The organism is Pseudoxanthomonas sp. CF385, from assembly GCF_900104255.1.
Classification (GTDB): domain Bacteria; phylum Pseudomonadota; class Gammaproteobacteria; order Xanthomonadales; family Xanthomonadaceae; genus Pseudoxanthomonas_A.
In genome coordinates this window covers 116,025-131,178 of record NZ_FNKZ01000002.1, presented here as the reverse complement: position 1 = coordinate 131,178, position 15,154 = coordinate 116,025, and the positions used below count along the sequence as shown (strand labels likewise).

10 protein-coding genes are annotated in these 15,154 nt (G+C 69.0%); 7 read left to right on the top strand and 3 right to left on the bottom strand.

The features are described from left to right. Positions 1 to 41: 41 nt before the first annotated feature. On the bottom strand, positions 42 to 1,445 hold the full coding sequence (locus tag BLT45_RS10820) for a GntP family permease (RefSeq protein ID WP_093299348.1): 1,404 nt from the start codon (positions 1,443 to 1,445) through the stop codon (positions 42 to 44). A 170-nt stretch (positions 1,446 to 1,615) separates the two neighbouring features. Here BLT45_RS10820 and BLT45_RS10815 point away from each other — a divergent pair, with 170 nt between their 5' ends. The 3 genes from BLT45_RS10815 (at position 1,616) to BLT45_RS10805 (ending at position 7,873) form a co-directional block, all read left to right on the top strand. Beyond that, entirely contained in the window at positions 1,616 to 3,835 is a 2,220-nt protein-coding gene (locus tag BLT45_RS10815; RefSeq protein WP_093299344.1) for a TonB-dependent receptor, read from the top strand. Positions 3,836 to 3,947: 112 nt separating this feature from the next. Then, positions 3,948 to 7,289, top strand: a complete 3,342-nt coding sequence (locus tag BLT45_RS10810; RefSeq protein ID WP_093299339.1) for a hybrid sensor histidine kinase/response regulator — start codon at positions 3,948 to 3,950, stop codon at positions 7,287 to 7,289. A 95-nt stretch (positions 7,290 to 7,384) separates the two neighbouring features. Continuing rightward, the gene (locus tag BLT45_RS10805) at positions 7,385 to 7,873 is read left to right on the top strand and encodes an NUDIX hydrolase (RefSeq protein ID WP_093299335.1); all 489 of its coding nucleotides are present in this window, start codon (positions 7,385 to 7,387) and stop codon (positions 7,871 to 7,873) included. 496 nt (positions 7,874 to 8,369) lie between these two features. Here BLT45_RS10805 and BLT45_RS10800 read toward each other — a convergent pair whose 3' ends face one another. Further along, a complete protein-coding gene (locus BLT45_RS10800; protein WP_093299330.1) occupies positions 8,370 to 9,035 on the bottom strand; it encodes a response regulator in 666 nt (221 codons plus the stop codon). Between the two features lie 10 nt (positions 9,036 to 9,045). Further along, complete coding sequence (locus tag BLT45_RS10795) at positions 9,046 to 9,813, bottom strand: 3-hydroxybutyrate dehydrogenase (RefSeq protein ID WP_093299323.1); 768 nt, start codon at positions 9,811 to 9,813, stop codon at positions 9,046 to 9,048. 133 nt (positions 9,814 to 9,946) lie between these two features. Between BLT45_RS10795 and BLT45_RS10790 the strand changes: the two genes are divergently transcribed. The 4 genes from BLT45_RS10790 to BLT45_RS10775 all read left to right on the top strand — a co-directional run bounded on the left by BLT45_RS10790 (position 9,947) and on the right by BLT45_RS10775 (position 15,151). Then, complete coding sequence (locus BLT45_RS10790) at positions 9,947 to 11,782, top strand: D-(-)-3-hydroxybutyrate oligomer hydrolase (RefSeq protein ID WP_254771863.1); 1,836 nt, start codon at positions 9,947 to 9,949, stop codon at positions 11,780 to 11,782. A 210-nt stretch (positions 11,783 to 11,992) separates the two neighbouring features. Further along, positions 11,993 to 12,607 carry a CDP-diacylglycerol--serine O-phosphatidyltransferase gene (pssA, locus tag BLT45_RS10785; RefSeq protein ID WP_175455820.1) on the top strand — a complete coding sequence of 205 codons (615 nt, stop codon included), beginning with the start codon at positions 11,993 to 11,995 and terminating at the stop codon, positions 12,605 to 12,607. 70 nt (positions 12,608 to 12,677) lie between these two features. Further along, positions 12,678 to 14,084, top strand: coding sequence for a class III poly(R)-hydroxyalkanoic acid synthase subunit PhaE (gene phaE / locus BLT45_RS10780; RefSeq protein WP_093299313.1), 1,407 nt, complete (start codon positions 12,678 to 12,680; stop codon positions 14,082 to 14,084). Beyond that, a complete protein-coding gene (locus tag BLT45_RS10775; RefSeq protein ID WP_093299309.1) occupies positions 14,081 to 15,151 on the top strand; it encodes a class III poly(R)-hydroxyalkanoic acid synthase subunit PhaC in 1,071 nt (356 codons plus the stop codon). Before phaE ends, BLT45_RS10775 begins: the two co-directional genes overlap by 4 nt. Positions 15,152 to 15,154: the final 3 nt, after the last annotated feature.

The window sequence follows — 15,154 nt, the reverse complement described above, 5'->3', positions numbered from 1 at the left end:
TATGCGACCGCGCGCACAGCCCGGTCACGCCGGGCGCTGTTTCAGACCAGACCTGTGGCGTAGAACACGCCGATCACCACGAACACGGCCGCGGTCTTGATCAGGGTGATGGCGAAGATGTCCTTGTACGACTGCCGGTGGCTCAGGCCGGTGACGGCGAGCAGGGTGATCACCGCACCATTGTGGGGCAGGGTGTCCATACCGCCCGAGGCCATCGAGGCCACGCGATGCAGCACGTCCATCGGGATGCCGGCCGCATTAGCGTTGGCGATGAAGCTGTCGGCCATGGCCGCCAGCGCAATGCTCATGCCGCCCGAGGCCGAGCCGGTGATGCCGGCCAGCGCGGTGACCGAGATCGCCTCGTTGACCAGCGGATTGGGGATGGCCTGCAGCGCATTGGCCACGACCAGGAAGCCGGGCAGGGCGGCGATGACGGCGCCGAAACCGTATTCGGAAGCGGTGTTCATCGAAGCCAGCAGGGCGCCGCCGATGGCGCTCTTGGTGCCCTCCGCGAAGCTGGCGAGCACGGGCTTCCACGCGAACACGATCACCGAGACGATGCCGACCAGCAGCGCGCCCTGCACGGCCCAGATCGCGGCGACCTTCGAGACCTCCTGCACCACCGGCGCCGGATTGCCGATGACGGCCGGGACGAAGGACTGGCTGTCGCCGTAGAAGCCGGGGATCCAGCGGGTGAACAGGAAGTTCGCCACGCCCACCAGCAGCAGCGGCAGGATCGCGATCAGCGGATGCGCCAGGCGGTCGCCCTTGAAGGGCTCGGGCTCGTTGCGCAGCTCGTCGGTGCCGGCGTAGCCCTCGCCGTTGCGCGCGGCCACGCGGCGGCGCCACTCCAGGTAGCTCATGCCGACGATCAGGATGAACACGCCGCCGATCGTGCCCAGCACGGGTGCGGCCCAGCCGGTGGTACCGAAGAACGAGGCGGGAATGATGTTCTGGATCTGCGGCGTGCCCGGCAGCGCGTCCATGGTGAAGGTGAAGGCGCCCAGGGCGATGGTGCCGGGCACGAGCCGCTTGGGGATGTCGCTCTGGCGGAACAGTTCCGCCGCGAACGGGTACACCGCGAACACCACCACGAACAGCGACACGCCGCCGTAGGTCAGCAGCGCGCACACCAGCACGATGGACAGCATCGCGCGCTGCGCGCCGACCACCTTGATGGTCGCCGCCACGATCGCCTTGGAGAAGCCCGAGATCTCGATCAGCTTGCCGAACACGGCGCCCAGCAGGAATACCGGGAAGTACAGCTTCAGGAAGCCGACCATCTTGTCCATGAAGAGGCCGGTGAACATCGGCGCGACCAGCGACGGGTCGGTCAGCAGCACCGCGCCCAGCGCCGCGATCGGCGCGAACAGGATGACGCTGTAGCCGCGGTAGGCCACGAACATCAGGAAACACAGTGCGGCCAGCACGATCAGGAACGACATCCCACACTCCTCGGCCAGCGCCGGTTTCGGTGCGGCGAGTATCCGCAGGCCCGTGCCGGCCGTCCCACTGTACGAAGGTACGATGCCCTCCGCGCGGCCCACCCCCTAGTGTTCGCTTCAATCGGCGGCATCCGCCCGCCGCCAACGTCATACCCGGGAGGGGGAGACCCATGAAGCGCAAGCACCTGAGCCTGGCCATCGGCTGCGTCCTGTTGTCGTCCGTGCCGGTGGCATGGGCGCAGGACGCGACGCCGGCCGCCAGCACGCCAGCCACCAACGCCACCACGCTGGATTCGGTCAAGGTCACCGCGCGCAAGCGCGAGGAGACCCTGCAGGACGTGCCGGTGGCCGTCACCGCGTTCACGCCGGAAACGCTGGACAAGCTCAACATCAAGGACCTGGGCGACCTGGACGCGCAGGTGCCGAACCTGACCGTGTACGCGGCGCGCGGCTCCACCAGCACCGTCACCGCCTACATCCGCGGCGTGGGCCAGGCCGATCCGCTGTGGGGCGTGGACCCGGGCGTGGGCATCTACCTGGACGACGTCTACATCGCCCGTCCGCAGGGCGCGCTGCTGGACGTGTTCGACGTCGAGCGCATCGAAGTGCTGCGCGGCCCGCAGGGCACGCTGTACGGCAAGAACACCATCGGCGGCGCGATCAAGTACATCTCGCGCGGCCTGCCGCAGGAGACTACCGGCTTCGCCTCGGTCACCGTGGGCAACTACAACCAGCTGGACGTCAAGGCCGCGCTGGGCGGCGAGATCGGCGGCAAGGACAGCGGCCTGCGCGGCCGCGTGTCGGTGGCCAGCATGAACCGCGATGGCTTCGGCGAGAACACGTATACCGGCCAGGAAGTCAGCGACAAGGAGATCAACGCGATCCGTGCGCAGCTGGGTGCGTACTCGGAAGACGATTTCGACATCCAGTTCGCCTTCGACTACATGGACGACCAGTCCGGCGTGCGCGGCGCGAAGATGCTGGCGCCGAACCCGCTGGCCCCGGCCTATCCGCCGACCAGCGACCGCTACGACATCCGTAGCGGCATGAAGAACATCAACGACACCGAGATGAAGGGCGCCTCGGTGACCGCCAACTGGCGCCCGAGCGACAACTGGGCGTTCAAGTACGTCGCGGCCAAGCGCGAGTCGGACACCGAGACCAACATCGACTTCGACACCACGCCGCTGCCGCTGGTGGACGTGCGCGCGTTCTACAGCGACAGCCAGGTCAGCCAGGAACTGCAGGCCAACTACGACGGCGGCGGCCGCGCCCGCGGCGTGATGGGCCTGTACTGGTTCAACGGCGATGCCGGCGGCCAGGTGCTGAACTACTTCTGGAACCCGGCGCTGGCCACCAGCCTGACCAACCCGCTGTTCGGCGACACCCAGGGCGTGGTCAACACCAAGAGCGTCGCGCTGTACGCCGACTGGACCTTCGACCTGACCGACCGCCTGAAGCTGGATGTGGGCGCGCGCTATACGGACGAAGACAAGCATGCCGTCGCGCTGAACCGCTTCTACACCAACACCCAGTACGAGACGTCGTGGGGCACGGCGGCCAACTTCGACAAGACGGTCAACTTCAAGAACGTCTCGCCGAAGGTCTCGCTGGACTACCAGATCACCCCGGACATCATGGTCTACGGCCTGGCGTCGCGCGGCTTCAAGTCGGGCGGCTACAACATCCGCGCCAACACCACGGCGGTGCCGCGCTCGGGCGAGCCGTTCGACGACGAGTCGGTCGACAGCTTCGAGATCGGCAGCAAGATGTCGTTCCTCGACCAGCGCCTGTTCCTGAACCTGTCGGCGTTCCACAACAAGTACGAGGACATCCAGTTGTCGGTGTTCACCTCGTACACGCTGCCGAACGGCTCGCAGAGCTTCTTCGGCGACTTCACCAACGCCGGCAAGGGTACCGTCAACGGCGTGGAGGTCGAGTACCAGTTCCTGCCGACCGCCAACTGGCTGATCAGCGGCAACCTGGCCTGGCTGGATGCGAAGTACGACGAGTTCATCACCAGCGGCGTCAACGTGGCCGACAGCCAGTACTTCACCAATGCACCGGAGTTCTCCGGCGCGATCAACGTGGAGTACCGCACCGACCTGGCCAACGGCGGCAACCTGTCCGCCCGCGTGGGCTACTCCTACCAGTCCGAAGTGTGGCCGACCACCGACCTCAGCCCGTTGATCAAGCAGGACGGCTACGGCCTGGTCAACGCCGGCGTGATCTGGAAGCTCGACGACGCGTGGAGCCTGTCGCTGCAGGGCACGAACCTGGCCGACGAGGAATACCGGACCACCGGCTACAACATCGCCGCCTACGGCGTGCTGACCGGCTTCTACGGTCCGCCGCGCCAGTACAGCCTGACCGCGCGCTACGACTTCTGACGACGCACCGGTCGCGCATCGGGAACGCAACGGCGGCGGGCGAAAGCCCGCCGTCGCTGCGTTATGCTGCCGCGATGCCGACGCGCGCGCGTGACCACCGGAGGGCGAGGGGATGCTGAGCGTCGGCATGGTGGTGCTGGCGGGACTGCTCTGGCTGGGCGTGCTGTTCGGTTCGGCGCTGTATGCCGAGCGCCATCCGCGCGTGCTGGCGGTGCAGTGGCCCTACATCTACGCGCTGTCGCTGGCGGTGTACTGCACCTCGTGGACCTTCTTCGGCACGGTGACGCAGGCCGCGCGCTACGGCTGGCCGCTGCCGCCGACCTTCGTGGGCACCATCCTGCTGTATGCGTTCGGCGCCTTCCTGCTGGTGAAGCTGGTGCGGATGGCGCGCGAATCCAACGCCACCTCGCTGGCCGACCTGATCGCGACGCGCCTGGGCAAGGACGGCTGGCTGGCCGCCACCATCACCCTGGTCGCCGCGCTGGGCCTGATTCCCTACATCGCGCTGCAGCTGAAGGCGGTCGCGATGAGCTTCGCGCTGCTGACGCGCTCGCCGGGCAACGACGCGCTGCCGGCCTGGCAGGACAGCGCGCTGTACGTCGCGCTGGCGATGGCGGTGTTCGCGATGCTGTTCGGCACGCGGCGCGCGAGTGCGGTGGAGCACAACCGCGGGCTGGTGCTGGCGATGGCGTTCGAGTCGCTGTTCAAGCTGGCGGCGATGCTGGCGCTGGGCGTGTTCGTCTGGTGGGGATTGCCCGACCTTCCCGAGGTGCCGCCGGTGCAGGCGCCGCCGTCCACGACCTACGGCTTCCTGCCGCTTGTGGCGCTCGGCGTCCTGGCGATGTTCACCCTGCCGCACCAGGTCCACGTGGGCGTGGTCGAATGCCGCGACGAACGCCACGTGCGCACGGCGCGCTGGTTGTTCCCGCTGTACATGGTGCTGATGGCGGCGCCGCTGCTACCGTTGGCGCGTGCGGGCGGCGCGATGTTCGGCGACGCCGTGCCGTCCGATCTGTACGTGTTGGCGCTGCCGCTCTCGCAGGGACAGCAGGGGCTCGCGCTGCTGGCCTTCCTCGGTGGCCTGAGCGCGGCCACCGGCATGGTGGTGGTCAGCACGCTGACGCTGAGCCTGATGATCGGCAACCACTGGCTGGCGCCGGGCCTGCTGCGCGGCGGTTGGTTGCGCGGCACCGGCGGCGACCTGCGCGGCGCGGTACTGGCGCAGCGACGCATCGGCATCGTCGCGGTGATGCTGCTCGCATGGGCCTACAGCCGTCTGGTCGCCGGCAACGATGCGCTGGCCGACGTGGGTGCGGTCTCGTTCTCGGCGCTGGCCACACTGGCGCCTGCGCTGGGATTCGCGATCTGGCGCCCGCAGACGCCGCCACGCGCCGTGATCGCGGGCATCGTCGTGGGCTTCCTGGTGTGGGGCTGGCTGTTGCTGCTGCCGGTGACGATGGATGCGCGGGGACTGGCGCCGGCATGGCTGCAGGACGGCCCGTTCGGCATCGCCGGTCTCTCGCCCGACGGCTTCTTCGGCCTGACCGGCTGGAGCCGGCTGGGGCGCGCGGTGGGCGTGAGCCTGTTCTGCGGCACGGCGGTGACGTTGCTGGTGATGGGATGGCGCGGTAACGCGCCGCGTCGCGCCGACAGCCGCGGCTTCGACAGCAAGACCCTGCGCGATGCGGGTCGCCGGTTCCTGCCGCGCGAACGGGTGGAGGAACTGCTCGCCGACGCGCCGCGCAGCGGGCCGGTGCCCGGCGTGATCGAAGCGCAGCTGGAGCGCGAACTCTCCGCCGTGCTCGGTTCGGCTTCGGCGCGTCTGCTGCTGGACGCCGCGCGGCGCGAAAGCGGCGACCTGGACACCGTGGCCGCGATCGTCGGCGAGGTGTCGCAGGATCTGCGCTTCAACCAGCAGGTGCTGGAGGCCGCGCTGCAGAACATGAGCCAGGGCATCAGCGTGATCGACCGCGAGCAGCGCCTGGTCGCCTGGAACCGCCGCTACCGCGAGATGTTCGGTTTTCCCGCGGAGTTGCTGCAGGTGGGACGCCCGATCGCCGAGCTCACGCGCTGGGCGTTGGCGCGCATGCCGCAGCGTGGGCAGGACGAACGCGCGCTGGAACGGCGCCTTGCATTCATGCGGGCAGGCACGCCGCATCTCACCGAACGTGTGTTTCCCGACGGCAGCATCGTCGAGATCCGCGGCAACCCGATGCCGGGCGGTGGATTCGTCGCCACGTACACCGACGTGACCGCCTCGCGCCAGGCCGAACGCCAGCTCAAGCAGGCGAACGAGACGCTGGAGCAGCGCGTCGCCGAGCGCACCGCGCTGCTGGAGACCGCCAAGCGCGAAGCCGAGCACGCGAACGATGCGAAGAGCCGCTTCCTGACCGCCATCGGCCACGACCTGCTGCAACCGCTGCACGCCGCCCAACTGTTCACCGATGCGCTGTCTCAGCAGCTGCCCGAAGCGCGCCAGCGCGATACCGCGCTGCAGGTGCGGGGCGCACTGGATTCGACCACGGACCTGCTGACCGGCCTGCTGGACATGTCGCGGCTGGAGGCCGGCGGCCTGCTGCCGGAGCCGCGCGACCTGCCGTTGATGGAAGTGCTGGAACCGCTGGCGTCCGAGTTCCGCGTGCTCGCCCACGAGCGCGGCCTGTCGTTCGCCATCGTGCCCACGCGCGCCTGGGTGCATACGGACCCGCAGTTGCTGCGGCGCATCCTGCAGAACTTCCTCGCCAACGCGGTGCGCTACACCGTGCGCGGCGGCGTGCTGCTGGGCGTGCGCCGGCGTGGCGATCGCCTGCGCGTTGAGGTGTGGGATACCGGCCCCGGCATCGCCGAAGCCGAGCAGCAGCGCATCTTCGAAGAGTTCAGGCGGGGCGACGACGTCCCGGGGCAGGGCCTGGGCCTGGGACTGTCGATCGCCGACCGCATCGCCGCGCTGCTGCAGGCGCCGTTGTCGCTGCGCAGTCGGTTGGGGCAGGGCGCCGTGTTCGCGGTGGAACTGGTGCGCGTGGCGGCGCCGGCACCGTCGCCGGCATCGTCCGGCAAGCCTGGGCTGGCGGGGCGCCATGTGCTGGCGGTCGACAACGATCCCGCGGCGCTGTCGGCATTGCAGCAGGTCCTGGCGGGGTGGGGCTGCAGCGTCGCCACGGCGGCGGGGAGCGAGGGCGCGGACGCCGCGTTGCGCGCGCAACCGGCGGATTTGTGGTTGTTCGACTACCACCTCGACGACGGCGATACCGGCGTGGCGTTGGCCGACCGCCTGCGCGCCGCGCACGGCGGGCGACCCTGTTTGATCCTCACCGCCGACCAGACCGATGCGGTGCGCCGCGCCGTGCGCGACGCCGACCTGCCGCTGCTGGCCAAGCCGGTGCGCCCGCTCGCGCTGAAATCGGTGCTGGACCGGTTGCTGGCCGCGCGGGTCTCTGATGTGGGAGCGACGTAAGTCGCGATCTCGGGCTCGCCGGCGGCCTATCGCGACTTGCGTCGCTCCCACAACAGCAGCCGCTAGAATGCGCGTTCGACTTCCGGAACTGCCGCATGCCCTATACCCCCATCGTCGCCACCCTCGGCTACGTGCTGTCGCCCGATCGCTCGCAGGTATTGCTGATCCACCGCAACGCGCGCCCGGACGACCAGCACCTGGGCAAGTACAACGGCCTGGGCGGCAAGATCGAGCGCGACGAAGACGTGGTGGCCGGCATGCGTCGCGAGATCCACGAGGAAGCCGGCATCGACTGCGACGCGATGACGCTGCGCGGGACGATCAGCTGGCCGGGCTTCGGCAAGCACGGTGAGGACTGGCTGGGCTTCGTCTTCCTGATCACGACCTACAGCGGCACGCCCTTCGAGCGCAATCCGGAGGGGACGCTGGAATGGGTGCCGGTGGAGAAGATCATGGACCTGCCGCTGTGGGACGGCGACCGCCACTTCCTGCCGCTGGTGTTCGACGACGACCCGCGCAGCTTCCACGGCGTCATGCCGTACCACGAAGGCCGGATGGTCTCGTGGGACTACTCGCGGATCTGAAGGCCGCGCTGCTTGGCCTTGTAGGAGCGATGTAAGTCGCTACCGGAATGCAAAGGGGTCACTGCACCTTGGATGAGCGCTGATTCCTACGACGCATGTTTCTCCGCGTCTGGGTTATTCATGGAACAAAGGTGGCCAGCGTCCACGGTCGCGACTTATGTCGCTCCTACAGGGAGCTGTCGCATGTTCCACGCTCCGGCTTGTCCACATGTCGTGTGGATCGGGTTTGGGAAAGCATGTGGATAACCGCGTCAGCGCGTTGTGCCGCAGGCCTGTCAAGGTGTGTGGCGAATTTTTGACCAGTCGATGACCGGTGGGTGTCGAGGTTGTCCACACCGCGTGTGGATGGTCTGTCGACCAACATGTGGATAAGCGTCGGCGCGCGTTGTGCCGCAATGCTGTCAAGGTGTGTGGCGAAAATATGATCATTGCGCGCGACGCATGATCCACGCAGGGTTCCACGTCATGACGCCGCCCGAAGAGACGGCGTGGAACCTCAGCCCTCGATCTGCCGCGCCGGGTCCGCCAGTTCCAGTTCGCGCAGCACCACGCCGGCCTGGGTGCGGTTGCGCACGCCGAGGCGGTCGAAGATGGCGGACAGGTGCGCCTTGACGGTGCGCTCCTGGACGTCGAGGCGGTCGGCGATCTGCTTGTTCAACAGACCCTGCGCCACCAGCGTCAACACGCGGAACTGCTGCGGCGAGAGGCTGGCCAGGCGACCGGCCAGTTCGGTGTCGTGTTCGGACGACTGCGCGCGCGCCACCGCGCCGCGCAACGAGGCCGGCAGCCACTGCTCGCATGCCAGCACGCTGCGGATCGCATCGCGCAGTTCGTCCAGGCCGGAACTCTTCGGCAGGTAGCCGGCCGCACCGTGGTCCAGCGCGCGCCGCACCACGCGGGGGTCGTCGTTGGCCGACACCACGACCACGGCGACCGCCGGAAACTGCGCGCGGATCGCGGCCAGGCCGGCCAGCCCGTGGTTGCCGGGCATGTGCAGGTCCAACAGGACCAGGTCGATGTCGTCGTGCGCTTCCAGCGTGGCGATGACGCCGTCCAGCGATTCGGCCTCGCGCACCGACAATTGCGCCACGGCGTCGGCGGCCGCGCCGCGCAGGGCGGCGCGGAACAGCGGATGGTCGTCGGCGATCAGCAGGTTGGGCATGCGATGCGGCTTACTGCACGGTCCAGCCGCCATCCACCACGATCGTCTGGCCGGTGATGTTGCGCGCGGCCGGCGAGGTGAGGAAGGCGGTGATGCCGGCCAGCTCGTCCAGGCCGATGAACACGCCCTTCGGCATCGGCTTCAGCATCACCTGGCTGACCACGTCGGCCTCGGAGATGCCACGCGTGCGCGCCTGGTCGGCGATCTGCTTGTCGACCAGCGGCGTCTTCACGTAGCTGGGGCAGACCGTGTTGATGGTGATGTCGGTGTCGGCGGTTTCCAGCGCGAGCACCTTGGAGAAGCCGACCAGGCCGTGCTTGGCCGCCACGTACGCGCTCTTGTAGGGACTGGCGACCAGTGCGTGGATGCTGCCGATGTTGACGATGCGGCCGAAGCCACGCTCGCGCATGCCGGGGAGCACCGCGCGGGTCAGGCGGGCCACGCCGACCAGCATCACCTGGACGAGGAAATCCCACTTCTCGATCGGGAAGTCTTCCAGCGGCGACACATGCTGCAGGCCTGCATTGTTGACCAGCACGTCGATCGGTCGCGACACCGCCGCCAGCGCGGCATCGATGCTGTCCTGGGAGGTGACGTCCAGCGCGACCGCTTCGGCCGAACCGCCGGCGGCGCGGATCTGCGCGGCCACGGCCTCGGCGGCGTCCAGGTTCAGGTCGCTGACGATGACGTGGCGGCCGGCTTCGGCCAGCTGCGCGGCGATGCCGGCGCCGATGCCGCTGGCCGCGCCGGTGATGAGGAGGGTGTGGGTGTTCTGCATGGGGGAACTCCTGCGTGCTGCGGTTAGGGTAGCAGGCGTGCAGGATCCGTTCGTGGTACCAAAGTACGATGACGGGGCTTTCCCATCGGGGTAGTTTCGTGGCATTGACCGGAACCATGGACGCAATCCAGGCATGAACGCGACGATCCGAGTTTCCTGCGGTGTATGGCTGGCGGCGATGCTCGCCGGCTGCACCAGCGCCCCCTCCAAGCCCGAGGCCGTGGCCCACATGATCCAGCCCCAGCGCACTACCGAGCACCGCGGCGGCGACGACTTGCTCACCGCGGGCCTCGGACTCGAGGGCCTGCGCGCGATAGCCGCCCCCGCGTTCGCCGATCCTGCCCATCCGACGGCGGCCGAACTGCGTCGCCGCGCGATCTGGGCGAACTGGCGCGGCATCGCCGACCTGTCGCCCACGGGCGGCTACGCGCAGGCCTACGGCAGCGTGGCGAGCGTGCCCGGGCGCGAATATTCGGCGTTGGCGAAGGTGCCGGGCGCGACCCAGCCGCACCGCGTGCTGGTGCAGGTGCCGGACAGCTTCGATACGGTGAAGCGCTGCATCGTCGTCACTGCATCATCGGGTTCGCGCGGCATCTACGGCGCCATCGCCGTCGCTGCGCCGTGGGGCCTGCCGAAGGGCTGCGCGATCGCCTACACCGACAAGGGCGCGGGTACGGATTACTTCGATCTCGACGAACAACAGGGTGCGCGCGAGGACGGCACCCTCGGTGCGCTGGGCACCGACGCGCTCGCCTTCGTGCCCGACGCGCCGGTCGGCGCCAGCGGCGTGGCGGTCAAGCACGCGCATTCCAAGGACAACCCGGAAGCGGACTGGGGCCGCCACGTGAAGCAGGCCGCCGAGTTCGCGCTGGCCGCGCTGGACCAGGCGTTCCCGCAGGCTGCGCCGTTCCGTTTCGACAACACGCGCGTCATCGCTGTCGGCATCTCCAACGGCGGAGGCGCGGTCCTGCGCGCCAGCGAGGAAGAGGGTCGTTGGCTGGACGCAGTGGTGGCCGGCGAACCGAACATCCTCGCGGCCGACGCGCCCGGTGCGCGCTCACTGTACGACTACACCACCGAAGCCGCCCTGCTGATGCCGTGCGCGCTGCTGGATCTGCCGGCGGAATCGCTGCCTCAGCCGCCGTTGCGCGCGCAGGTGGAGCCGCTGTGGACGGCGCGCTGCGCCACGCTGAAGGCGGCAGGCCTGGTCACCGGAGGCGATGCGAAAGCGCAGGCGGCCTCGGCCCGCGCGCAGCTGAAGGCGAACGGCTGGACCGACGAGGCGCTGGTGGCCGGCGCGCTGAGCGTCGGCTTCGACCTCTGGCGCGCGGTGGCGGTGACGTACGCCTCCGCCTATGGCCGCTACGGCGTCGGCGAACATCCATGCGCGTTTGCGTTCTCCGCCCAGAACCCGGACTTCAGCGCGCGCGCCGCGAGCGCCGCCGAGCGCGCGGCCTGGTTGACGGACGGCAGCGGCATTCCGCCGGGCGCGGGCGTCGGCATCGTGGACACGAAGCTGGCCCCCCCGGACTTCACCCTGCCGGGCCTGCAGTGCCTGCGTGCGCTGCAGACCGGCACCAGCGACGAGGCGCGTCGCGTGCAGGCCGGCATCGCACAGACCGCCGCGCGCTTCCCGCGGACGCGCCGTCCGGTGGTGGTGATCCACGGCCTGGACGACGGGCTGGTGCCGCCGGCGTTCTCGAGCGCGCCGTACGTGCAGGCCGCGCGCGCCGCCAACCCGGACGTGCGCTACTGGCAGGTGCGCAACGCGCAACACTTCGACGGCTTCCTCGCCCTGCCGGCGTATGGCGCGCGCTACGTACCGCTGCTGCCCTATGTCTACGCCGCGCTGGACCAGGTCAGCGCCACCCTGGACGGCAGTCGCGAGCTGCCGGCCAATGCGCTCATCAACGCCCAGCCGCGCGGTGCCGGCACCGTCGAAGCGAGCCAGTTGGCGATTCCGCGCTGAGAACGTCCTTCTCCCCGCATGCGGGGAGAAGGTGCCCGAAGGGCGGATGAGGGGCAGGGCGCGGCAGGACCACGTCCCTCGAGGGATCCGATCTCCGTTCGCCCCTCACCCGCCTTCGGCACCCTCTCCCCGCCAGCGGGGAGAGGGCGTGCTGCGACACCTTCACCCGTCTGGCTTTACTCTTGCGGCTGGTCCGTCACGTGCGCCGCCATGTCCCGACACTTCTCGATGATCCGCGACTTCCAGCTGGCCGACTGGTTCACGCTGGGCAACGCCTTCTGCGGCACCGGTGCGATCTTCGCGGCGATGCGCTTCCTGCAGGAGGGCATCCTGCGCGACCTGATGATCGGCATGGCGCTGATCCCGCTGGCCTTCATCTTCGACGCCCTCGACGGCCGCGTCGCGCGCTGGCGCAACCAGGCCTCGGTGCTGGGGCGCGAACTCGATTCGCTGGCCGACGTGATCTCCTTCGGCGTGGCCCCGGCCGCACTGGCGTATGCCTGCGGCATGCAGGGCGGCTGGGACTGGCTGGTGCTGTCGTATTTCGTCGCCTGCGGCGTCAGCCGCCTGGCGCGCTACAACGTCACCGCGGAGTCGCTGGCGGAGGGCGGCGACAAGGTGAAGTTCTTCGAAGGCACGCCGATCCCGACCAGTCTGCTGCTCGTGGTGCTGCTGGCCATCGCCGCGTATCTGGGCCACGTGGGGCCGCAGCTGTGGCTCGGCGTGGTCAAGCTCGGCCCCTGGCTGCTGCATCCGCTGGTGCTGCTGTACGCGGTATCCGGCACGTTGATGATCAGCAAGACGCTGCGCATCCCCAAGCCCTGACCCGTGGGGTGAAGGCGCGTCATGCACGCGCCGCCGGCCGCGGCTAGAATCGGTCGGGAAGGGAGGGCTCATGGCAAATTTCGTTCCACCGTGGCCGGGCGACTTCGAGTCGGTGGCCCGTCAGTACTGGAGTCTCTGGGGCGACGCCCTGCGGCAGTCCGGCGGCGCGCCGACGATGTCCATGCCCGGCGCCGTGCCCGGCTGGCAGCAGACGGTCGACTGGTGGTCGAAGCTCGTGCCCGGCGGCCAGCCGCAGGTCGACGATGTGGTGGGCCGGTTCCAGCAGCAGGCCAGCCAGTGGTTCGGCCAGATGCAGCAGGTGGCCGCCCAGTTCACCGGCCGCGACCACGATGCCACGGACATCGGTCGCGCCTGGCGCTCCGCGCTCGGCATGGCCGACCCCACGCCTGCCCACAATCCGTTCGCCGACATCTTCCGCACCATGCAGGGCGGCGCGCACGGCCTGGACGGCTGGATGCAGCAGATGCGCCCGTGGCTGGACAGTCTGCAGCGCGATGGCGACCGCTGGCTTCACCTGCCGACCTTCGGCCTGGCGCGTGAGCACCAGGAGCGTTGGCAGCAGCTGGCGCAGGCTTACCAGGACTACCAGCACCGGGTCGTCGAGTACGACCAGCTGATGCTGCAGGTCGCGCAGGACGCGTTCGCGCTGTTCGAACGCAAGCTCGAAGCGCATGCCGAGCCCGGCCGCCAGCTGCAGAACGCGCGCGCGCTGTTCGACCTGTGGATCGACGCGGCCGAGGAGGCTTACGCCAAGGTCGCGATGTCCGACGACTTCCGCCACGTCTACGGCGGCCTGGCGAATGCGCAAGCGCGCCTGCGTCTCGGCGTGCAGCGCGAGGTCGAACAGGTCTGCGGGCTGTTCGGCATGCCGACGCGTACCGAAGTCGATTCCGCGCACCGCAAGATCGTCGAGCTGGAACGCGCGTTGCGCAAGATCACCCGTGCGCAGGCGGCGCCCGTCCGGCGCGCCCCCGCTCCGCGTGCCACGGCGCAGCCTGTGGAAGTGGAAACGCCGGCACCGGCGCCCGTCGAAGCGAAACCCGCGAAGGCGCCCGTACCGGCGCAGCGCAAGGCCGCGAAGAAGCGCGCCCCGGCCCGCCGCAAGCCGGCACCGCCGAAGGCCGCGCCCAAGCCGCGTGCCGCGGCCAAGAAGACCGCCGCCAAGAAGCGCGCGCGACGCGCGGTCGCCGCCGTGGCGCCGGCCGTGACCAAGCAGGAACGCGTGCCTATGCCGACCAAGGCCGCCGTGCGCACGCCGGCCAAGGCGGCGAAATCCACCGCCAAAGCAGTGAAGAAGGCGCCGGTCTCGAAAGCACCGAAGAAGACGCCGGCGCCCGCGTCGAAGCCCACGTCGGTGGTGTCCATGAAGGACTGGGTGGCGCGCAACGCCACGCGTGCGGCGACCACCGAGGCGCCGAAGGCGGCCAGGAAGACGAAGCGGGGTAAAGGCAAATGAACGGACCGCTCAACTTCACCGCCGAAGCGCTGGCCCAGGAAGCCACCACGCTGACGCAGAAGCTCTCCGCCGGCCTGCATACGCTGCCGGAGGTGGAGGATGTCCACTATGGCGCCACCCAGAAGCAGGAAGTCTGGCGCGACGGCAAGGTGGTGCTTTACCGCTTCGTCGGCGAGAAGGCGCCGACCGCGAAGGTCCCGCTGCTGATCGTCTATGCGCTGGTGAACCGGCCGTACATGGTGGACCTGCAGCACGACCGCTCGCTGGTGAAGGGCCTGCTGGCGCAGGGCGAAGACGTGTACGTCATCGACTGGGGCTACCCGGACCGCTCCGACCGTTTCCTCGAGCTCGACGATTACATCAATCGCTTCATCGACGGCGCGGTGGACCACCTGCGCGACAGCAGCGGCCGCGATGCGGTCAACGTGCTGGGCATCTGCCAGGGTGGCGCGTTCTCGCTGTGCTACGCCTCGCTGCATCCGGAGAAGGTCAAGAACCTCATCACGATGGTCACGCCGGTGGATTTCCACACCGCGGACAACATGCTGTCGCACTGGACGCGCGAACTGGACGTGGACCTGTTCGTCGAGGCGTTGGGCAACGTGCCCGCCGACATGATGAATGCGTGCTACTTGATGCTGAAGCCGTTCCGGCTGAACCTGCAGAAGTACGTGGGCCTGGTCGACATCCTCGACGACAAGCGCGCCATCGAGGACTTCCTGCGGATGGAGAAGTGGATCTTCGATTCGCCGGACCTGGCGGGCGAGGCGTTCAAGCAGTTCATCACCCAGTTCTACCAGCGCAACGGCTTCATCAAGGGTGGCATCCGGATCGGCGACGAGACCGTGGACCTGGGCTTCGTCGACATGCCGGTGCTGAACATCTATGCCGAGCAGGACCACCTGGTGCCGCCGGATGCCTCGCGTGCGCTGAAGGACGTGGTGGGCACGTCGGACTACACCGAGCTGAGCTTCAAGGGCGGCCACATCGGCATCTACGTGTCCAGCCGTGCCCAGCGCGAAGTGCCTACCGCCATCCACCACTGGCTGGGACAGCGCGCGCGGTGAGGA